Origin of the sequence: Erythrobacter alti, from assembly GCF_037996805.1 — a bacterium.
Taxonomy (GTDB): domain Bacteria; phylum Pseudomonadota; class Alphaproteobacteria; order Sphingomonadales; family Sphingomonadaceae; genus Alteraurantiacibacter; species Alteraurantiacibacter alti.
Genome location: NZ_JBBNAX010000005.1, coordinates 418,413 through 439,580, shown reverse-complemented (window position 1 = coordinate 439,580; position 21,168 = coordinate 418,413). Strand labels below are relative to the sequence as shown.

The window sequence follows — 21,168 nt, the reverse complement described above, 5'->3', positions numbered from 1 at the left end:
GCGGTCTGCGCCGATGCCCCCGTCCAGGTCATCATGGCCCGAGCCGCCGTCAAGAAGGTCGTCGCCTTCATCCCCGAACAGTTCGTCTTCATGGTCGCCGCCATAAAGCTCGTCATTGCCTTCACCGCCATAGAGCTTGTCTGCTGCCCAATCGCCGTAGAGCTTGTCGTGCCCGGTACCGCCATAAAGCCAATCGGTCTGAAAACCGCCGTAGATGGTGTCGTTACCCGCCTCACCGTAGAGCTTGTTTAAACCGCTGCCGCCCTCGATCAGGTCATTGCCTTCGCCGCCATAGATATCGTCGTGTCCGTCACCGCCGATCAGGTGATCATCGCCAGCGTACCCGTAGAGTTCATCGTCACCCAGATAGCCATCCAGCCGGTTAGCAACCTGATTGCCCTTGATGATACCCCCTTGGTGGAGCCGCGTGCATTTTCGATAATCGAGCGCAAGTCGCCATCGACGAGATGTGCATTGGCGATTTCGCCCGGAGGATGCTCGCCGCCCAAATCTGCCCTTTGCTGGAAAGTAATCGCGATCCAGCCTCCGGGCGCAAGGTCGATGATCAGGCCACCAGTGTGTTCTCCGGTGTAGTTGGCGAAATCATAGGTGTCGTTGCCGCCGCCATCCCAGATCGTCCGCAAGACCGTGTTGGTTCCCGGACTGCGCTCGGTGACGCCGTTGACATAAAGCTCGCCGGTGTCCGTATCGACGAAATACAGGGTATCGTCCGAATTGGTGTCATAGTTGGTACCATAGGCGTGCTGGAGGGCCGCGATGTCTTCCATCATGAAGGTTTGCGCGAAGCCATCGGCAGCATTGAAATACCCGTCGCTACCTTCGAAAGAATTGTAGCTCATGACCGTGTAGGGCATCCAGTCGCGGTCGTTAGGCAAAGGCGGGCCGACATCAGGTTCGAACGGATGCAACAAGCCCAGAGCATGACCGATCTCGTGCAGGAGCGCGAGGTAACCGTAATTGCCAACTTCGGGCGATTTTAGCTCCGTGGCTGTTCCGTACCAGGAATCGCCGCCAACGGAATCGGCGCTCGGCAGGAAGGCAAAGGCAGATTCAGTGATCGCCGTATTGCCAAAGCGCATCGTCGCATTTGCATCATCGCTTCCGGTCAATTCGACAAACACAAGATTGGTGAAGCTGGAAATGGTCGCAAGGATATGCCGGACGGCATCCTTTTGCATCTCGTTGAATGAGGTGAAGCCAGCCAGGATGTCGGCAAGATCGGTGTCGTAGTCGGGATAGTCCGATACATCGTCAGGGAAGCTGAAGGTGATTGTCAGCCCGTCCCAGATATCCAGCGCAAGAAGGCTCTCGGTATACGGGTTGTCCGGCCTTGGCGTTGTCCTGACTTCCAATTCTGCCCCCTCGGTCACAACGTGTTGAAAGGCTTGCGTAACCTATCGCTCGCGAGTTGGCGACCCGTCGTCGTTAACGCTGCCGATTAAAAAAACAAAGGGGGCGCAACTGCACCCCCTTTGCCTGTTCCTGTCTATTCAGCACCGGGCAGCACAAATGCTTACCCGGGCCCAATTACCTACAAAACGAAGTCCGCTTGGGAGAGATTGAGTGTGCCATCGAGCAGGATGGCATAATCGGCCTGAGCATCACCATCGATATCCATGTAGATCATGGTGTTATCGCCGAGATGTTGCCAGCGCAGCTCGCCCGCGGTGCCCGAAAAACCTTCGTTGTCGATAAAGGTAAAGGCATCGTCGTCCCCGCCGAAGATCGCGTCGACCAGGCTGAGGTCGATCAGATCGCCTTGCGCGCTGCTGAAGTCGTAGATCCTGTCTGCGTTACTGGCTTTGGTTCCGCCGAAGTCGCCGTCATCCCAGACAAAGGTGTCTGCACCTGATCCACCGAACAATGCGTCGCGATCCGAGCCGCCGATCAATATGTCGTCATGCAGTCCGCCGAAGAGCCTGTCGATGCCTGCGCCGCCGACAAGCGTATCGTTATGGCTATCTCCGTAGAGCGTGTCGTTGCCAGCTCCGCCGCTAAGTTCGTCATTGCCGGTCCCGCCGTGGAGGCGATCATCGCCATCCTCACCGAACATGAAGTCGATACCGCCGCCGCCGTAAAGGACGTCGTTGTCATTACCGCCATACAAGAAGTCGCTGCCGGCGCTGCCAAACAGAGCATCGTCCCCGTCGCCACCGTAGAGCGTATCATTCTGGAAGGAGCCCGTCAGACGGTCATTGCCGCCCAGGCCGTAGAGGGTGACTGCGTTGGCTGATGCCTGCATGTCGTTGGCAAGGTCATTTCCGGTACCTATGCTGGCGGCGCCCTGCAGTTTCAGGTCCTCTACATTGGCGCCGAGCGTGTAATCGATCTTCGCGCGAACGAGGTCGCGACCTTCGCTGGTGAATTCGACAACAATATCGCCAGCGTCCTCGACCCTGTAGATGTCGTCGCCCTGGCCACCGCGCATTTCATCGTTGCCGCTACCGCCCTCAAGGCGGTCATTCTCGGCGCCGCCGATCAGAACGTCGTTACCGCCCCTGCCATACAGGACGCTGCCGAGGATTGAGTTGGCGACCAGTTCATTGTCAAGATTGCTGGTCCGCAGGACCGAAGCGGTGCCGGTCAGGCCAAAGCTTTCGACATTTGCCCATGCCTTGGCATAGGCCGTCGTGTTCATGGCGAAGTAGACACGGTCGGTTCCTTCATCGACATTCTCGGTGACGATATCGCCGACATTGTCGACATAATAGATGTCGTCGCCTGCGCCGCCGGCCATCTGGTCTGCGCCGCTGCCGGCGTTGATGATGTCGTTTCCGGCATTGGTCTGAATGATGTCGTCGCCACCGCCGGTATTCACAAGGAATACGGCATTGTAATTGGTGATGGTTCCACCTTCGGTGAAGTCGGCAAGCACCACAGTTGTCGCGCTGGCGGCGTTGATCGTGGTCGTGCCGCCGCTGCCGCCCGCCACCAGTCCTGCTGCCGCAAAGCCGATCTCTGACATGCCATTGAGCGTCACTTGCTCGCCGTCACCGTTGGAGAAGCTGAAGACACCGCCAACATCGGACATCGTCACGGTCTGGGTGCCCGATGCCTCTACGCGCAACATCCCGATATCGTTGCCACCGCCGCCGGTTGCTGTACCGATCGTCGCTGTTCCCGCGCCCATTACGAAGGAGAACACGTCGTCACTGCCGCTGCCGATAAATGTGTCGGTTCCGCCGCCACTGAATAGCTGAACGCCTTCGCTGCCGAGGAACAGGCTGGCATCAACAGTATCGTCCGTCGTGTCAACGATCTCTCCGCCAACCATCGCGCCGAACTGAAAAGCCAGGCCTTCGATGCCGCTGATTACCGAGATTACGTCGGCATCGGTTGGCAGTGTGCCTTCATCGGTCGACACAAGCGTGTCGGTGATCGTGACATTGCGCCCGATCCCTTGAGACACATGGCGCGACGAGGAAAAGTCGAAGACCACGATATCGATGCCAATGCTGCCGTCGATCACATCCTCACCATCGGAGCCGATGATGATATCGTCTCCGAGAAGCGTCTCGATAGCATCGTTGCCTGTTGTTCCGGCTGTGACATCATCATCGGTGGTGCCAGAACTCGGGTTTATCCCGATTTCCAGGTCGATCGTGATGAGATCAAAATACAGACCGATATTCAAAAGACCGAAGCGAGCGTTCAGATCGAGAATTGACATGGTGGGCGTCCCTAAGTGGCTGATACATCACGGGTTATAAGGTACGTAATCGCAACTGGTGTTTGCTGACATGGTTAATCGGTGTTTCATACAATCCAATCGCGTAACAAAATTTCTCGACCAAGCTCCGATCTTTCGCAAACCTTACATTTCGCTACGTATGGTTCCGGATTGATAGAACGTTCCCAATCTGAAAGATGCACGAATTACGCCATGTTGCATGGTTAATAGTTTTCCAACGCGGTCGCTGTGGGCGGCGTCGTAAAATTCCTATATTCCACAGCCATTTATTTCACCGGATGGACAATAATACTACTCGCGTAGTTTATGTGTTCTGCTCCGCGTAATTAAAATACGTTAATCGGGCGAATTTTTGCCCTTGGGAAGGGCGCGACGCGAACCGGATTAACACTTTGACCGCATTAACTTTTTGCAAAGTTAATCCCGCGAGCATGCCTTGCCGCAGCCCGGGTAAGGCAATCTTGTATTGGATCAGAATGGCGAGCATCCGCGCAGATCGACCAGTCAAGCTGCCAACCTGCGCAGAGCCGCGTCAACGCTTGCGAATGGGATAGCTGCTTAAAGGATGAAGTCAGCCTCTGAGAGATTCAGCGTGCCGTCGAGGCGGATGGCATAGTCAGCTTGCGCGTCGCCATCGACGTCCATGTAGACCATCGTATTGCTCCCGACGTGCTCCCAGCGCAGCTCGCCTGCGGTGCCCGAGAAGGCGGCGTCGGCAATGAAGGTGAAGGCGTCATCATCCCCACCGAAGATGGCATCGACCAGCGAAAGGTCGATCTTGTCGCCCTGATAGTCCTTGAAGTCCTTGATCTGGTCTGCGGTATTGAAGGTGAGCCCGGCGAAGTGCTCTTCGTCGAAGACGAAGTTATCCGCGCCGTGTTCTCCGTGGAATACGTCACGACCGGCACCACCTATCAGAGTGTCGTCGTGCAATCCTCCGAACAACCGGTCGTCTCCGGCCCCGCCAATAAGGATGTCGTTGTGGCCATCGCCGTAGAGCGTGTCATTGCCAGCCCCGCCTTCGAGTATGTCTTCACCTGCGCCGCCGAAGAGCTTGTCCGCACCGGCGTCGCCGTAGATTTGGTCCCTGCCGCCATTCCCGCGCAGAACATCGTCCCCATCGCCGCCAAAGACGAGATCATCACCCGCGCCGGCGCGCACGACATCGTCACCGTCTCCGCCATGGATCGCGTCGCCATAGCGGCTGCCTTCCAGCAGGTCTGCTCCGCCCAGGCCATGGATTGTAGCAGCGATCCTGGAAGCATAGATATGATTGCCAAGTTCGTTGCCGATCCCGATCGAGGCCAGGCTCACCAAATGCAGGTTTTCTACATGATCGGGCAGCGTGAAATTCACCCGTGAACGAACCAGATCAACGCCTTCGCCGGTCAACTCCATGACAGCATCGTTCACATTGTCGACCTTGTAGACGTCGTCACCGTCGCCGCCATGCATAAAATCAGCACCGGTGCCACCATCCAGAAGATCATTGCCTGATCCTCCGATAAGCTCGTCGGACCCGTCGCCACCGTAGAGTTTGTCCTGGTCATCGCCGCCGACGAGAAGGTCGTTTCCTGATCGGCCTATAAGGGTGTCGTTGCCCCATGCGCCTTCCAGCACATCGTCTCCGCCGTTCCCGATAAGCAGGTCGGCACCGCCATTGCCAACCAGAACGTCAGCCTCAGCGCTTCCGAACTTGGACTGGTTTTCAGTCGTGAGAAAGGCGTGGGTCCAGCCGGGATTGTCGAGCACGGAACCGGTTGCATCAACGATAGTCGAATATGACGATATCTCGAAGGCGATGCCCTTGTCCCACAGGAACTGCTCGATCTCGGCGCCAGTCCGATTTCCCAAACCGAAGCGAACATCGTCGAAGACGTAAAGCGAGGCCGGGATCGCCGCGACATCGGACGGGGTCTCTTGCAAATCCCAGAGGCGGGTTCCGCGTCCCAAGACAAGGTGTGGGTTGTAATCGCGTCCTTGAAACAGCGTCGCGCGGGCATCGGGCGCGGAATTGTCGACAACATTTTCGAGTACGAGCGTATTCGATGCGATCAAGGACTTGTTCCCGAATGTCAGCAAGGACCGGGATGTTTCGGCGTACTGGAAGGTGAAATTGAGGTTCGAAATTTTCGCAACGGCATCTACCGATCTGAATTCGACCAGGATCTGGTCCCTGTCAGGCGCCAGATCAGGTGAAGCGAACACAACGTCTCCGCCAAGAATTTCGAAGTCACCGCCAATCGCGGCCAGCACGTTGATGTTGGAGGCATCCACCCGGTGGATCGTTGCCGTGCCGAAGAAAGGCACTTCGGCAGGAGTACGCCCGTAGGACACAGCGAAATCGAGTGTGTCTGCCAGAAGATGTTCGATCGTAAGGCTGCGATGGCTGCCCGCGTGGATTGTCCCGTGGCCATACACTCCGCGCGCCCCACCAGAGACGGAAATGGTGTCGAAGGTGAGATCTGCGTCGGTATCATATGGAACGAACAGGTTGATCAGTCCGCCTCCGGAATTGAAACCGAACGGATGCTGCGAATGACCGGCATCTCCGCGTCCCGTCACCTCGATAAAGCCGCTGCTGGATATGGGGCCGACCAGGCCGTGTGCTGCCGCATCGAGGATGCGCACGTTGTCGAATTGAGAAATGCGACCCGGATCGGAATTGACGACTGTGCCGATATTGTCCTTTGAATATCCGCCGATCAGATCGACGTCGGACAGGTCCGCGCCGCCAAAAATAATGCGGGCCTGATCGGCAATGTGCAGGTTCGCATCGGCAGGTGTCATGCCATCGGGCAGGTTCACATAGATAACAAAGCTGTCGCTACCCGTGGCATCGTCGCGCGGATCGGGAACGTCTGATCCGGTGTAATGCAAGGTAAAGCTGTTCTCACGGGCTGCCGCCGCTGCCAGATTCTCTTCAATAGTGTCTCCGGAAAATTCCCAAGCCAGCTTCTCGAGACCACTCCAGATCTGGTGATGTGTCGACTGGGCCTTGTCGGCGCCGTTATTGAACATGGGTGCGTCGCGGAATGAGATCTGGGTAGTCCAGAGACCATTGGGCAACTGGGTCCATTGCAGGTCTGAAACCGATTGCCGCGCATCGATAAGCGGCGCATCCCCTGTACCCCACGCACCGATAGCAGGCGCGATATTGACCAATGTGTCGACGTGATAATGCCCGCCACGCTCGAGCAGTATCAGGTCGTCCCGCTCGCTCGCCAGTTCGAGCGCCCGCTTGATTGACTGCACGGAAAGTAACGGGTCGGTACCATCATTGGCATCGTTCCCGTTTTGCGCGCTCACATAGATCGTTTTCATAAATCAGGGTCCGACTTGGCACGTCAGGCTGGATTCTCTGGAATCCTTCATAGAGGCGTGCGTCTTTAGTTGCTGGTTTCAACAAATATATGAAATCAGGCAACAATCCACCCACTCTTGCATTTGATTGGATGCCGGGTCGTCCCCGCCAATAACTACAAGATGAAGTCAGCCTCTGCGAGATTCAGCGTGCCATCGAGCAGGATGGCATACCCGCCTATCCTCGACGCGGTGAAATCATGCCAGGGACAACGCAATATGTAGGCGATAAGCCCAAGCCTATTTGATCGAAGGGTCTGATTGGGCTGAGGTTGTGAACCCACCTTCTTCCACCCCCTTGACCCGCGCGAACAATTCGTGAACATTGCGTGCCCGCCAGCGCCTTGCGTGCTACGGCATTCCGCCCCTCTGGACTCTGTGCCAGCAAGACCCCACTTGGACCGCCATGGCTCTCACCAAAATCTCCGTCAAAGGCGCCCGCGAGCATAATCTCAAGGGTATCGATATCGACCTGCCGCGCGATGCGCTGATCGTGATCACCGGCCTGTCCGGCTCGGGCAAGTCGAGCCTTGCGTTCGACACGATCTATGCCGAGGGGCAGCGGCGTTATGTCGAGAGCCTGAGCGCCTATGCGCGCCAGTTCCTCGAGATGATGCAGAAGCCCGATGTCGAGCATATCGACGGGCTGTCTCCGGCCATCTCCATCGAGCAGAAGACCACGTCGCGCAATCCGCGCTCGACCGTGGCGACGGTGACCGAGATCTACGATTACATGCGTCTGCTGTGGGCGCGGGTAGGGGTGCCGTACAGCCCTGCCACCGGCCTGCCGATCGAGGCGCAGACCGTCTCGAACATGGTCGACCGGGTCATGGCTTTGCCCGAAGGCACGCGGCTCTATTTGCTCGCGCCGGTCGTGCGTGGGCGCAAGGGCGAATATCGCAAGGAACTGGCCGAGTGGCAGAAGGCGGGCTTTACCCGCGTGCGCATCGACGGCGAAATGTACGCGATCGAGGACGCGCCCACGCTCGACAAGAAGTTCAAGCACGACATCGAAGTGGTGGTGGACCGGCTGGCGGTGAAGGAAGGGCTCGAGACGCGGCTCGCCGACAGTTTCGAAACCGCGCTCAAGCTGGCCGAGGGGCTGGCGTTCGTCGACCTCGCCGATGGCGTGGTGCCGGGGCGCGAGGATGAGGCAGGCAGTGGCGGCGCGATGAAGGGGGCAGGGCTGCCCGCCAACCGCATCGTGTTCAGCGAGAAATTTGCTTGCCCGGTCTCCGGCTTCACGATCGAGGAAATCGAACCGCGATTGTTCAGCTTCAACGCGCCGCAGGGTGCCTGCCCGACGTGCGACGGGATTGGCGAAAAGCAATTGTTCGACCCGCAGCTGGTCGTGCCCAATGAAGAACTCACGCTGAAGAAGGGCGCTGTCGTGCCGTGGGCGAAGAGCAACCCGCCGTCGCCCTATTACATGCAGGTCCTGGGCTCGCTGGCGAAGGCCTATGGCTTTGACCTGACCACGCCGTGGAGCCAACTGGGCGAGGGCAACCAGGACGTCATCCTCTACGGCACCAAGGGCAAGCGCGTGCCGCTCACCTTCAAGGACGGGCGCAAGCAGTACACGGTCGACAAGCCGTTCGAGGGCGTGATCGGCAATTTGAACCGCCGCCTGGCGCAGACCGAGAGCACGTGGATGCAGGAGGAGCTTTCGAAGTTCCAGACCGCGCAGCCATGCGAAACCTGCGGCGGCGCAAGGCTCAACCAGAAGGCGCGGGCGGTGAAGATCGCCGACACCGATATCAGCCAGCCGACCCGCTATTCGGTGGCCGAGGCGCTGGCGTGGTTCACCGCGCTGCCCGGCAAGCTCACCGACCAGCAGAACCAGATCGCCAAGGCTATCCTGAAGGAAATTGTCGAGCGGCTGGGCTTCCTCAACAATGTCGGGCTCGATTACCTCAACCTCGACCGGACCAGCGGCACGCTGTCGGGCGGCGAGAGCCAGCGCATCCGGCTCGCCAGCCAGATCGGCAGCGGGTTATCGGGCGTTCTCTACGTGCTCGATGAGCCGAGCATCGGCCTGCACCAGCGCGACAACGACCGCCTGCTCGAAACGCTCAAGCGGCTGCGCGACCTCGGCAACACGGTGATCGTGGTCGAGCATGACGAGGACGCGATCCGCAGCGCCGATCACGTGGTCGACCTTGGCCCCGGCGCGGGTGTGCACGGCGGCGAAGTGGTGGCGCAGGGCACGCTCAAGCAGATCCTCAAGGCCAAGCGCTCGCTCACCGCCGATTACCTCACCGGACGGCGCGAGATCACGGTTCCGGCCACGCGCCGCAAGGGCAATGGCCACCAGCTGACGGTCCACGGTGCACGGGCGAACAACCTCCGCGATGTCACCGCCGCGATCCCGCTCGGCACCTTCACCTGCATCACCGGCGTCAGCGGGTCGGGCAAGTCGAGCTTCACCATCGACACGCTCTACGCCTCCGCCGCGCGCAGCCTCAACAACGCGCGCATTATCGCCGGGCCGCACGACAAGGTGACGGGGCTGGAATATTGCGACAAGGTCATCGAAATCGACCAGTCACCCATCGGCCGCACCCCGCGATCCAACCCGGCGACCTACACCGGCGCCTTCACCCAGATCCGCGACTGGTTCGCCGGCCTGCCCGAAAGCCAGGCGCGCGGGTACAAGCCGGGGCGCTTCAGCTTCAACGTGAAGGGCGGCCGCTGCGAGGCGTGCACCGGCGACGGGCTGATCAAGATCGAGATGCACTTCCTGCCCGATGTCTACGTCACCTGCGAGCAATGCGGCGGCAAACGCTACAACCGCGAAACGCTGGAGGTGAAGTTCAAGGGCCACTCCATCGCCGACGTGCTCGACATGACGATCGAGGACGCGGAAGGCTTCTTCAAGGCCGTGCCCCCCATCCGCGACAAGATGCACATGCTGAACGAGGTGGGGCTGGGCTACGTCAAGGTCGGCCAGCAGGCCACCACGCTGTCAGGCGGAGAGGCGCAGCGCGTGAAACTGGCGAAGGAGCTGGCCAAGCGCAGCACCGGACAAACGCTCTATATCCTTGATGAACCGACCACCGGCCTGCATTTCGAGGATGTGCGCAAGCTGCTCGAAGTGCTGCACCGGCTGGTGGACCAGGGCAATTCAGTGGTGGTGATCGAGCACAATCTCGACGTCATCAAGACCGCCGACTGGGTGCTCGACCTCGGCCCCGGAGGCGGCGTGCGCGGCGGCGAGATCGTGGCCGAAGGCACGCCGGAAGACGTCGCCAAGGTCACGGCGAGCTACACCGGCCAATACCTCGCGCCCATGCTGGAGCGGCAGAAGGAAGCGGCGGAGTAAAGCGATGTACAAAGAACGATTCACTGAAGAAGATCTGCTTGCGATCAGTACGACTACAATACTTCAGAAACCGAATTGTGCAGATGTTGAGGCTTTCGAGGGAGACTTTCGGGCTGAAGCTGACAAAAAGGACGAAGCAGGAGATATCGCAGGTGCCCGAGCCCTTCGCTTGCTAGCGGCCATATCAAATTTTCACTTCAGGCCAGGCGACAAGGCAGAGCCTTTCTCGAATGCATTGTCCTTTGCTGACGGTTCGAGAACACTGGTGGGTTCTGACTTCGACGAAAAAGACGTTGATGTCTTGGGCGCAGTTGCCGAGAAACTTGAGCCGCTAGCCCTTAAGGTCCGGATTTGTGATCTTGTCTGGACACGCGACAAATCTAGGCAGAATTTCGCTCGAATTGCGATTGATGGCTATACCAAATTGGTTGAGCAGTTGAAGGATGGTATCGCGATCCTGCGTTTCGAACGCTCGTCTGTTACAAGTGTTTCGGTCCAAAACTTTCTTGAACGTGCGATCAACATTGCAAGGTCGACTGGGTGGGACCGTCCAGAAAACGATAAGCTGAGAGAAGCGCTCCTCTCGGCGTTGGAAGGAGCGTTGGATGAAGGCGGTATGGCAATTGCCCGCTTCGGGAATCTTGGATTAGACTACGGGGTAGATGGCACAGTTGAAGCGTTGGGCGATCTCAATTCTCGCGCTGAAACACTTTGCGCGAATAAGGAGTTCCACCAAGCAATTGCACTGCAGGAATTATCGAATCGGATCGCCGCTAGGACAAATGAAGGTGCAATTCCAACGTCCGGACACCTCGCCCTGGCTAAAATTTATGAATCACAGGCAGATGCCGCAGGGTCAAGTGCGTTCCTGCAAACCCACGCACTGCAACAAGCAATAGACGCTTTACACGGAGCGAGAGGCGTTAAGGATGAAAGGCAACGACTACACGAGCGCTTAAAGGACTCGCAGTTGCATTTCGCTGATGAGATGCAGTCAATAAGTCATTCGATGGACATAAGCGACGAGGTCCAACGAATGTTGGAGCCTTATAAATCTTTGGACCTCTTAGACGCGCTTCGCCATCTTGCTTTGACAGAGATGCCGAAGGCACCGGATGAGATGTATGCAAGAGCGAAAGAGGAAGCTGAAAAATTCCCACTCGCGTCGCTTTTTGCAACTTCTCTACTTGACAATAAAGGTCGGACGGTCGCGCGCACAGCTAATAGCTTCGGTGATTCCGAACCGCTGCGCTACAAGGTCATTCAACAATTTGGTATCAAAACAGATCTGGCCGTAAGCGCAGCAATAGTTCCGGCACGAGCAGAAATTACAAATCGCTTTTTTGTGGACGAAACGCTTCTTGCTGCAATTTGCGCTTACAGTCCGTTTGTTCCCAGCGGATACGAACATCAGGTAGCTCGCGGATTGCATGCATTTCTCTACGGCGATGATATGGTTGCTTGCTCCATTCTTGTTCCATTTCTTGAAGCTGGCCTTCGCGCACTGGTCAGTACTGCGGGTTACAGTGATACGACAATTGCACTTGGCGGAATTGAACAATCGATTGGGCTTGGTAGGCTTTTGGGTGAGCACCGCGACGTGCTTGAGCAGGTCTTCGGAAAAGCGCAAATTTTCGCGATTGAGAATCTCTTCGTTCATGAATTGGGACCAAAGGTCAGGCATAATTTTTGTCACGGAATGAGCGTTGACGGCGCTTTCTATTCCGCTTCATACATTTACGGATGCAAATTGATTTTTTCGCTGGTTATGCTTCCGCTTGTGCGGACAGCAATTTGGAAAGACATTAAGCCGCGACTGCAGAATACCGTAATGGATTCATAAACAAATTTTATGACATGATGACCATTTTGAGTCCGACGACGCAAATTCCGCCACAAAATGTTCATCTTATCCCGATCTACCATTCTGACTTCCCTACACCCCCCATTCCATGCCTCGCTGCGCGGTTCTCTCAACCACGCAGCGAGTCCCGCAATGTCTTTCCTTGCCCAACCCGACGCTCAGCAAAACCGCCACCAGCTCCCCGTCCTGCACGATAGCGAGGCGGCGGGAGCGGCTCCGGGGCCGCGTCCGCTTCTGACTCCTGCCAGGCAGGCCGAATTTTGCGAGCGGCTTGCGCAGCATGGCAATGTGCGGCTGGCGTGCCGGGCGCTCGGCATATCGTCGCAGACGGCTTACCGCGCGCGGCGGGCCAGTGCGCAGATGCGCGCGTGCTGGGACGCGGCGCTCGTCATTGCGCGGCAATCGGTGGAGGAGGTGCTGGCGGACCGGGCGATCAACGGGGTGGAGGAGAGCGTCTTTTACCACGGGGAGGAGGTGGCGACGCGGCGGCGATACGATTCCCGCCTGCTGCTCGCCCACCTTGCGCGGCTCGATGCCAAGGCAGAGCGGCTTGCGGCCTGCTCCGCCTGCGATGCGCCGCTGGAGGCGGAGGCGGGTTTCGATGCCGCGCTCGAGCGTCTGGGGGAGCTTCCGGAGGGGCAATCGGGGGAGGGGCAGGAATTGCCGCCTGGACTGTGCTCCATGTGCTCCACATTAGCGCGAAATGCGGCCCCGGCGGGCGCGCCCGATGCGCAAGGGACGGCGGATCGCGACGGGGAGACAGGCGCAGGTGCGGGGGCGCAGCTTGCCATGTCGCCCGCTCCGGTAGCGCCATGCCCCGATTGCGGCGGTTTCTGCGAGGATGCCGATCAGGACGACAGGGTGCCGCTGACCGAGGCGGACTGCATGTGGCAGGGCAACCGGCTCGACCGGATGGAGGCGGCGCGGCCCGAGGATGCGCCCACGCCGCGCGCGCTGGCTGCGGGTGATTTCGAGCGCGGCTGCACTATCGAACTGCTCCAGCTTCTCGCCTTCGAGCAGGGGGTGGAGCAATGGTGGCTGGTGGCGGGCGAGGCGGACCTTGCCGCGCGGCTGGATGCGCAGGGCGCTGCGGGCGGCTGATCAGGCGGTGTCGCGCCGTTGCTCGGGCGGCCACGGCTTTGCGCCTTCGGGAGCGTGGCGGCCCATCGTCCAGTTGGTCTGCATCCGCACCTTGGGATTGGGCGCGCACCAGATCTCTCCGCTGTCGTCCAGCGCGGTCACCCAGATGAGGTTGTGCTCCGGCCCGTAGTCGATCACCGCCATCGCCATCCCCTTGCCGCGATCGAGGATGTTGACGGGGATGGGCGGGTTGAGCTGGGTGAACATGGCGGGCTTTCGTTGGTCGGGCAGACGGCCGGGCGGGTAGGGGGCTGGTAGCGTAACGGGCCGCGCGGCTTTCGGGTTCCGGCGGCCTTGCGGCGCTCCTGCGGCGGAAACTTCCCCTTTTGCGCGTAAGGGTCTACAATCAGGCGCATTCGGGGCTGGGGCAGCCGGAAAACCGGCTGGCGGCGGCCCTTGGATGGGAGAGCTGCTATGAAACCAGGTGTAAGTCGCGCACTTGCTGCGGTGATGGGACTGGGCTTTGGACTGCTGGGCGCGGGAACACCCGCCTCGGCGCAGGAAAGCCAGTTCGTTGGCGTCGCCATGTTTGCCGAAAGCGTGACCGGAGGTAACGGGGAAGACGGCGCGCTCGGCGATTTCGATTCCGAATTCGACCTGAGCGGCGGACGCATTTGCTATTATCTCGACATCGACGGCATCCGCAATCCGAACGGGTTGGCAATCCACGAAGGCGACGAAGGCCGCAACGGGCCGCTGGTGGTGCAGTTGCAACTGCCGGTCGAACCGGGTGACGAAACTTGCGTAAACGTGGAGCGCGCGGTGATGGACAGGCTGCTGGCCAACCGCGACGATTTCTACATCATCGTCACCGCCATCGGAAAACCCGACGGAGCAATCCGCGGCCAGCTCGGCCATTAGTGCGGAGATTGCGTCAGCGGTGTGAAGTCGCTGGTCGGACACTGCATGACGCCAGTCGATTGCTGGTTGTGCTGGGGGAAAATCTGTGAAGTCGCACTTGCCCTTGGCGGGTGCTGTTGTTTAGGTGCTGGTGAAACCACTTTGCAGCACGGGACAACTGCCGAATGGCGACAACCGCACCTCTTCGCGAAAGCTCCAGTATGGAGCGGGAATTCACGGTAAAGCCGCTTTTTGCGGAACCGTACTTCATCACCAACATCGCCGACGCCATCACGCCGAAACAGATCGAGTTTTGCAAGAAGCTCACCATGATCGAAAACCAGGTGAACCGCATCTCGGAAGAACTCTACCTGTTCGAGAAGCGCGAGATGGCGAGCATCAAGGCGGCGGTCGACTTGGCGCTGGCGCAATTCGCGCGCGACGTGATGGGCATCTCGCAAAAGCTGGAAGTGACGCAGAGCTGGGCCCTCGAGAACCCGCCTGGCGTAGGGATGCACGGACACACGCATTCCAACTCGGTCGTGTCAGGATCGCTCTATTTCGCGCCGATGCCCGATCCGCCCGGGAACATGATTTTCGAGCGGCACAATCACTACCGCCAGCTTGAGCTCGCCGTGGATCCGGAAAGGACGAATATCTACAACGCGCCGCGCAACGCCATCGTGCCAAAGCAGGGCGATGTGGTCCTCTTCTCCAGCTCGATCCAGCACTACGTGGAGCCGAACACGTCCGACAAAGTACGCCATTCCATCGCGTTCAACACTTTCGTGCGCGGCACGATCGGGTCGTTCCGCGACGTAAGTGAGTTGAAGCTTTAAGAAGTTCGTGTTGCGCCCAGGCGCCCCAAAACCTTAGTCGAGCAATTCGAGTTCTACGCTTGCGTGACCGCGGCTGATCATGCCGATCTGCTCTGCAGCAGCGCGGGAAAGATCGATATGGCGTCCGCGAATGAACGGCCCGCGGTCGTTGATCCGAACTACGACCGATTGGCCGTTGCGCGGGTTGGTCACCTGAACCCGGCTGCCAAACGGCAACGTGCGATGGGCAGCGGTCAATTCGTTCATGTCGAACCGCTCGCCATTGGCCGTGCGACGACCGTGGAAACGGCGACCGTAATAGCTCGCAATGCCGCTGCCGAGCGAAACCGTCTCAGGTTCAGCGGGCTCGATGGTCGTGATGTCAACTGCATGGCCTGGCAATTCCGGCTCAACTGGTGTGTCGAAGCGGGCGAAAGCCTCCTCGAAGACCGCCTCGTCACTGGGCGTGAAAACAGGCCCAGCGACGGCGGAAGGCGCGTCGGTGGCCGTCGCGCTCATTTCGACCTGCTGTTGGGCGAAACCTGCACCGGTCGCTGCAAACAGAGCGATCGCAGCAAGAGCAGTCACGCTGCGGGTGACTGTCCGGTTGGTAATAGAGCCGTCCATGGACGCGGCTGATAATGGAAAGTTCCTAATCGATCCAAACCGTGCGGCGACTGACCGATGATGGGCCACGCTTCATCGTGAAATTGGGCGAATAACAAGGCGAAACGCGCTTTTATGCCGTCGCGTTTCCAGCCGGAATCGAGATTTTCGCTAATCGAATCGCTTGTGTCAGGAAGAATTGTGGGCCGGTACTGGGCCGCAGATCCGGTCACAAACATGCCGTAAAGAGAAATGGGGCCGGCATTGCTGCCGACCCCACTCTCACCGGCGTGTGGACCCCCGAAGGGATGCTTGGCGCCTGGCGTGTCTTCTTCAGATCCACGACACGAAGTGTCGCTTTTCTTCAGAATATGTCGCCCGGCGCTCGCGCCGGTGCCGGAGCTGGTTTTCCGAAAAGCGAGTTCCCGAAGGTTCTCAGCTATTCTTTCCACCAGTCCGAGACCGAATTTGACCTCTGGCGTCTCAAACAGTTCCTTCCGCACCTCAGTGCTTCCGGTTCCTAAACGCCGGATTTCTCCTCCGGCCTTTACCGACAAATACTATTTCACGGTCTCAACAGTCCGGTTGTTCAATCACTCTCGAAAGAGCCATCGTCCTTCCATTCCTCTTCCGCGATCTGGAATTCATCGCGTCGAATACTTCCGCTTTCCACTGTATCCGGATCGGCAGGCGATCCTTCGTGTCGGAGAGTTTCCGTCTTCGATGTTTTGAGAATGCGCATCCTGGCCGAGTCGGGCAAGGGCGCGAACGTGCACTTATCCACTTTCAGCGAGAATGCCAGTGGACAAGGGTGGATAACTCAACAGCTCGGCGTATCTGGCGAAACTATCCCCAGTTTCCCGCCGAGCCATGAGTCAAGTGGCCATCGCGAAGCCTTACCGGTCGCGCTTGGCCAGCAGTCGCAAGCGCAGGGCATTGAGCTTGATGAAGCCGGCAGCATCAGCCTGGTCATAGGCGCCCGCGTCATCCTCGAACGTCACATGCGCTTCCGAATAGAGCGAGTTGGGTGACTTGCGACCCACCACGCTCGCCAGTCCCTTGTAGAGCTTGAGGCGGACCGTCCCGCTGACCTTCTCTTGCGATAGGTCGATGGCGGCTTGCAGCATCTCGCGTTCCGGGCTGAACCAGAAGCCGTTGTAGATCAGCTCTGCATATTTCGGCATCAGCTCATCCTTCAGATGAGCAGCGCCGCGGTCGAGCGTGATCTGTTCGATACCGCGATGGGCGACTGCGTAAATCTCGCCGCCCGGCGTTTCATACATGCCGCGGCTTTTCATGCCGACGAAACGGTTCTCGACAAGATCGAGCCGGCCGATGCCATGCTTGCGGCCAAGGTCGTTGAGTGCGGTGAGCAGGCTGGCAGGGCTCATCGCTTCGCCATTCAAGGCCACGCCATCGCCACGCTCGAAGTCGATCGTGATGTACTCGGGAGTGTCGGGCGCCTGCTCAGGATGATCGGTGCGCGAGTAAACGTAGTCTGGCGTCTCTTCCCACGGATCTTCCAGCACCTTGCCTTCGGATGACGTGTGCAGGAGATTCGCATCGGTCGAAAACGGGCTTTCGCCGCGCTTGTCCTTAGGGACCTGTATCTGGTGCTTTTCGGCCCATTCGATCAACGCAGTGCGGCTGGTCAGGTCCCATTCGCGCCATGGAGCGATCACGGTGATGTCTGGGTCGAGTGCATAGGCGCTCAGTTCAAAGCGCACCTGGTCATTACCCTTGCCTGTTGCGCCGTGGGCGATGGCATCGGCCCCGGTTTCATGCGCGATCTCGACGAGCCGCTTGGAGATGAGGGGGCGCGCGATACTGGTACCGAGCAGGTAATCGCCTTCGTAGCGGGCATTGGCACGCATCATCGGGAAAACAAAATCGCGGACGAATTCCTCGCGCAGGTCCTCGATGTAGATGTGCTCATCGGGAATGCCCATCAGGCGCGCCTTGTCACGCGCAGGCTCGATTTCTTCGCCCTGGCCAAGGTCTGCGGTGAAGGTAACAACCTCCAGCCCGCGCTCGGTCATCAGCCACTTGGCAATGACGCTGGTATCCAGCCCGCCCGAATAGGCGAGGACGACACGTTTGATATCCGGCATGAGTGTATTCCCGTTCGCAAAGTCGCGCGGCGGTTAGCAGGGCGCTGGCGGTCTCGCAATCAGTCTATCTCTTGTGCACCAAGCTGCGGATTGCGGCGTGTGACATAGTTGAGCCAGGCTTTCGGACGGCGCAGGTACTGGCTTGGCACGTCCACCGTCAGGCCGACCATCTCCGCCATACGGGCAACGAAGTGGATGCAGTTGTTCTCGTCCAGGTCGTAGAACCTGCCCGGATGGTTGCGCCAGGCAAGCACTTCGGCACGCAGCCGGCGGTATTGCGCCGGGGTGACGGTGACCGAAAAATGCCGGTTGGTATCTTCGATCGTGTCTTCATCCTCGGTGATGATCATGTGCGCGGCGGGGCCCGACGTGATCGCTTCTGCACTGCTGCGCGCAGAGAAGCCGAAGTTTTCAAACACCCGTGTCCCGTCTTCCAACTGTCCGTCAAACACCACGAATGTATGTGGATAGCGCCCCCACAGAACCGAGCCGTTGAAGGAGTGGAAGTGTACATCGACCTGCGCCCAGGCAGGCGCAGCGGTAACCAGTGCACTGAGCGCAAGGACGATGGCGGCAAGCAGCCGGGTGATGGCTTTGCGGAAGGGGATGAAGGGCATGACTTACCTTGTGCTCTTGTCAGTGTTCGTGATCTGCGATGTGTTCGCGACATCGCGTAGCAAGCCCGGCAGATAAAGCGCAAGTCCGCCTGCGCGCAACAGGTAACTGGCTGTAATCGCTGTCCAGACACCCCAATTGTCGAACGGGCGCAGGGCCAGATCGAGCACGATGTAGATTATGGTGGCAGCAACGCCTGCATTGCGCAGCGCGCGCCCGCGCGTGGTGCCGATGAAAACCCCGTCGAGCATCCAGCTGGGCATTCCCACTAACGGCACCAGCGCAGCGAAGGGGAGGAAAGTGCGCGCGGTTTCCCGCACCTGCGGATCAGTGGTCAGCAGGTCGATCACCGGTCCGCCCGCCAGCATGAAGGCGAGTGCAAAGATAACCCCGCTCGCCAGCGCGAATTCGCTTGTCAGACGGATGGCGCGGGTGAAACGTTCGCGGTCGCGCGCGCCATAGGCCTGTCCCACGCGCTCCTCCGCGGTGAAGGCGAAGGCATCGAGGATGAAGGCAGCGACGTTGACGAATTGCAGCAGCACGTGGTTCGCCGCGAGCGCGACGGCTCCGATCCGCGCCCCGGCATTGGCGAACCACGTGAACAGGATCAGCAGCGCGATGGTGCGGATCATGATGTCACGATTGACCGCGAACAGCTGGATGAGTCGGGTGCGGTCCAGCAGGAGCGTTCGCGGGGTCCGGCGGGTGAGCGCAAGGATATTGGCTCCGGCAACACGGCCAACGATCAGCAGGCCAAGGGCGAGCGCGATCCATTCGGCAAAGGCGGTACCAAGCCCAACGCCAAAGGCTCCCAAATCCAGACCCCAGACGAACCAGACATCAAGCGCGATATTGGCGAGGTTCATGGCGATCTGCAGCGCCAGTGCTTCGCGTGTACGGCCCAGGCCGAGCAGCCAGCCATTGATGGCATAGACTGCCAACGCTGCCGGCGCGCCGTAGAACCGCCCTTCCATGTAACCCGACGCCTCGCCAGTCACAGCGTCGGATCCGGCCAATACGGCAAAGGCCAGCTGGCTGATCGGCACGCTGAGCGCAAGAACCACCACGCCCAGCGCCATGCCGATGCCAAGCGCGCGCAGCAGCAGTGCGTCGACTTCGCGCGGATCGCCCGAGCCATTGGCCTGAGCGGTCAGCCCGGTCATTCCCATGCGCAGGAAGCCAAAGCTCCAGAACACCAGTCCGATGATGACCGCACCAAGCGCCACGCCTGCGAGCGCGGAGGTGTCTCCGGTCCGCCCGATGACAGCAGTATCGACAAGCCCGACGAGCGGCACCGAGGCCTGCCCGAGCATGATCGGCCAAGCCTGCGCGAATACGGCGCGCCGCGTAAGGGGGCGGGGTGTCGGCAGCGGCATGCTCGCCGTCTCGTCCCCGCTACCTTGCGTCAATCTGCTACTCCGCAGCTTCCTTCAGCGCCGGATCAAGGTGCCAGGCGGGTGGCTCTTCCAGCCCGCGCAGGCGTTCGGATTCCTCGTACATGAAATCGCGCGTCATCGGGATTGCGGCGCGGTCTTTCACATAGACGAGTTGCCAGTTGACCATGTTGCCGTTGCGGAAGCTTTGTTCGGCACCAGCGAGGTAGAACAGCCACATGCGGTAGAATATCTCGTCATACATTTCGATGATCTCATCCTTGTGCATGACTGTGCGGTTGTACCATTCGTGGAGCGTGTGGCAGTAGTGAAAACGCATCGCTTCGACGTCCATCACCTGCCAGCCATATTGCTCGCTCTGCGTAACGAGTTCCGACAAGGCCGGGATGTAGCCGCCGGGGAAAATGTACCTGCGCGTCCATGCATCGGTGAAACCGGGGCGACCGGCGCGGCCGCAGCAATGGCTGAACATAACGCCATCGGGCTTGAGCAGGCGATGCGTGTGCTCGTAGAATTGCGGGTAGTGCGGCGTGCCGACGTGTTCGAGCAGGCCGACAGAGGTGATCCGGTCGAACTTGCCGGTCACGTCGCGATAATCCATCAGCGCGAACTTCACCTTGTCCGAGACGCCAGCTTCTGCAGCGCGCTCCTTGCAGAAGGCGATCTGGTCCGGTGCCAGCGCCACGCCCAGCACTTCACACCCATAGGTACGGTGCAGGTACAGAGCGAGGCCGCCCCAACCGCATCCGATGTCCAGGATGCGCATATTGGGGCCGTTTTCCTTTGTGATGTTCAGCTTGGCTGCAATGTGCGCCTTCTTGTCGAGCTGTGCCTTCTCCAGCGAATTGTCGAGATCGCGGTGGTAGCCCATCGTGTATTGCCGGTCCTCGTCGAGAAATAGCTCATAAAGGCGGCGCGTCAGATTATAGGTGTGCTCCGCATTCTTGCGCGCCTTACCCTTCAAGTTGACGCTGTCGGCCTTGGCGATGGCTTTCTGGATAGCGGTGCGGACCGCACCCTTGGGCTTGAGGGGCGTATCGCCCAGCTTCTTCGCGTTCTCGGTAATGTAGAGGATCATGTCGCGGATATCATGCGGCTCTTCCACGACCAGCCAGCCCCACATGAACGCCTCTCCGGCGCCGCACTGCGGATAACGGGCAATGTGGTTCGCAGCCTTCGAATTGGTCAGCCGAATCTTGACAGGGCCTTTTTCCATCCCGTGCACGTTTTCGTCCACGCCCGGGCCATATTCATAGACCTTGCCGTCATGATCAGTGACGATGAGTTTGCCGCGCTTGATCGCCTGTTTGAGAAATTTGTCGAGCAGCCACATAAGGCCCAGGTCCTCTCAATTGTTTCAATGTAAACCAAACCGCTGGTTTG

General features: G+C 59.2%; 16 protein-coding genes and 1 pseudogene. 5 read left to right on the top strand and 12 right to left on the bottom strand.

Annotated features, from left to right (window positions below; all coding sequences use genetic code 11):
- Positions 1-21: 21 nt before the first annotated feature.
- From AAC850_RS13965 to AAC850_RS07515, 4 genes and pseudogenes are all read right to left on the bottom strand, one after another.
- Positions 22-366, bottom strand: a pseudogene (locus AAC850_RS13965) (calcium-binding protein); the annotation flags it as partial.
- Positions 321-1,391 carry a M10 family metallopeptidase gene (locus AAC850_RS07525; RefSeq protein ID WP_340588071.1) on the bottom strand — a complete coding sequence of 357 codons (1,071 nt, stop codon included), beginning with the start codon at positions 1,389-1,391 and terminating at the stop codon, positions 321-323. The gene AAC850_RS07525 and the pseudogene AAC850_RS13965, both read right to left, overlap by 46 nt.
- Before the next feature lie 161 nt (positions 1,392-1,552).
- Complete coding sequence (locus AAC850_RS07520; RefSeq protein ID WP_340588070.1) at positions 1,553-3,691, bottom strand: calcium-binding protein; 2,139 nt, start codon at positions 3,689-3,691, stop codon at positions 1,553-1,555.
- 579 nt (positions 3,692-4,270) lie between these two features.
- A complete protein-coding gene (locus AAC850_RS07515; RefSeq protein ID WP_340588069.1) occupies positions 4,271-7,036 on the bottom strand; it encodes a calcium-binding protein in 2,766 nt (921 codons plus the stop codon).
- A 445-nt stretch (positions 7,037-7,481) separates the two neighbouring features.
- Between AAC850_RS07515 and uvrA the strand changes: the two genes are divergently transcribed.
- The 3 genes from uvrA to AAC850_RS07500 all read left to right on the top strand — a co-directional run bounded on the left by uvrA (position 7,482) and on the right by AAC850_RS07500 (position 13,362).
- Positions 7,482-10,397, top strand: a complete 2,916-nt coding sequence (gene uvrA / locus AAC850_RS07510; protein ID WP_340588068.1) for an excinuclease ABC subunit UvrA — start codon at positions 7,482-7,484, stop codon at positions 10,395-10,397.
- Positions 10,398-10,401: 4 nt separating this feature from the next.
- A complete protein-coding gene (locus AAC850_RS07505; RefSeq protein ID WP_340588067.1) occupies positions 10,402-12,240 on the top strand; it encodes a DUF7380 domain-containing protein in 1,839 nt (612 codons plus the stop codon).
- Between the two features lie 153 nt (positions 12,241-12,393).
- On the top strand, positions 12,394-13,362 hold the full coding sequence (locus AAC850_RS07500; protein WP_340588066.1) for a hypothetical protein: 969 nt from the start codon (positions 12,394-12,396) through the stop codon (positions 13,360-13,362).
- On the opposite strand, the gene AAC850_RS07495 is transcribed toward AAC850_RS07500, so the two are convergent.
- Positions 13,363-13,608, bottom strand: a complete 246-nt coding sequence (locus tag AAC850_RS07495; RefSeq protein WP_340588065.1) for a hypothetical protein — start codon at positions 13,606-13,608, stop codon at positions 13,363-13,365.
- Between the two features lie 207 nt (positions 13,609-13,815).
- Here AAC850_RS07495 and AAC850_RS07490 point away from each other — a divergent pair, with 207 nt between their 5' ends.
- Both AAC850_RS07490 and AAC850_RS07485 read left to right on the top strand, forming a co-directional pair.
- Positions 13,816-14,262: a CHRD domain-containing protein gene (locus AAC850_RS07490; RefSeq protein ID WP_340588064.1), complete on the top strand. Its 447-nt coding sequence runs from the start codon at positions 13,816-13,818 to the stop codon at positions 14,260-14,262.
- A 200-nt stretch (positions 14,263-14,462) separates the two neighbouring features.
- Positions 14,463-15,080 (top strand): TIGR02466 family protein, encoded by a 618-nt coding sequence (locus AAC850_RS07485; RefSeq protein ID WP_340588063.1) that lies wholly within the window; start codon positions 14,463-14,465, stop codon positions 15,078-15,080.
- Between the two features lie 33 nt (positions 15,081-15,113).
- On the opposite strand, the gene AAC850_RS07480 is transcribed toward AAC850_RS07485, so the two are convergent.
- From AAC850_RS07480 to AAC850_RS07450, 7 genes are all read right to left on the bottom strand, one after another.
- Positions 15,114-15,686 (bottom strand): septal ring lytic transglycosylase RlpA family protein, encoded by a 573-nt coding sequence (locus AAC850_RS07480; protein ID WP_340588061.1) that lies wholly within the window; start codon positions 15,684-15,686, stop codon positions 15,114-15,116.
- Positions 15,644-16,222 (bottom strand): hypothetical protein, encoded by a 579-nt coding sequence (locus tag AAC850_RS07475; RefSeq protein ID WP_340588060.1) that lies wholly within the window; start codon positions 16,220-16,222, stop codon positions 15,644-15,646. Before AAC850_RS07475 ends, AAC850_RS07480 begins: the two co-directional genes overlap by 43 nt.
- Before the next feature lie 32 nt (positions 16,223-16,254).
- Positions 16,255-16,407, bottom strand: a complete 153-nt coding sequence (locus AAC850_RS07470) for a hypothetical protein (RefSeq protein WP_340588059.1) — start codon at positions 16,405-16,407, stop codon at positions 16,255-16,257.
- Between the two features lie 154 nt (positions 16,408-16,561).
- A complete protein-coding gene (locus AAC850_RS07465; protein ID WP_340588058.1) occupies positions 16,562-17,776 on the bottom strand; it encodes an argininosuccinate synthase in 1,215 nt (404 codons plus the stop codon).
- Positions 17,777-17,835: 59 nt separating this feature from the next.
- Positions 17,836-18,393, bottom strand: a complete 558-nt coding sequence (locus AAC850_RS07460) for a hypothetical protein (protein ID WP_340588057.1) — start codon at positions 18,391-18,393, stop codon at positions 17,836-17,838.
- A 3-nt stretch (positions 18,394-18,396) separates the two neighbouring features.
- A complete protein-coding gene (locus AAC850_RS07455) occupies positions 18,397-19,800 on the bottom strand; it encodes an MATE family efflux transporter (RefSeq protein WP_340588056.1) in 1,404 nt (467 codons plus the stop codon).
- Positions 19,801-19,804: 4 nt separating this feature from the next.
- Positions 19,805-21,118, bottom strand: coding sequence for a class I SAM-dependent methyltransferase (locus AAC850_RS07450; RefSeq protein WP_340588055.1), 1,314 nt, complete (start codon positions 21,116-21,118; stop codon positions 19,805-19,807).
- Between the last annotated feature and the right edge of the window lie 50 nt (positions 21,119-21,168).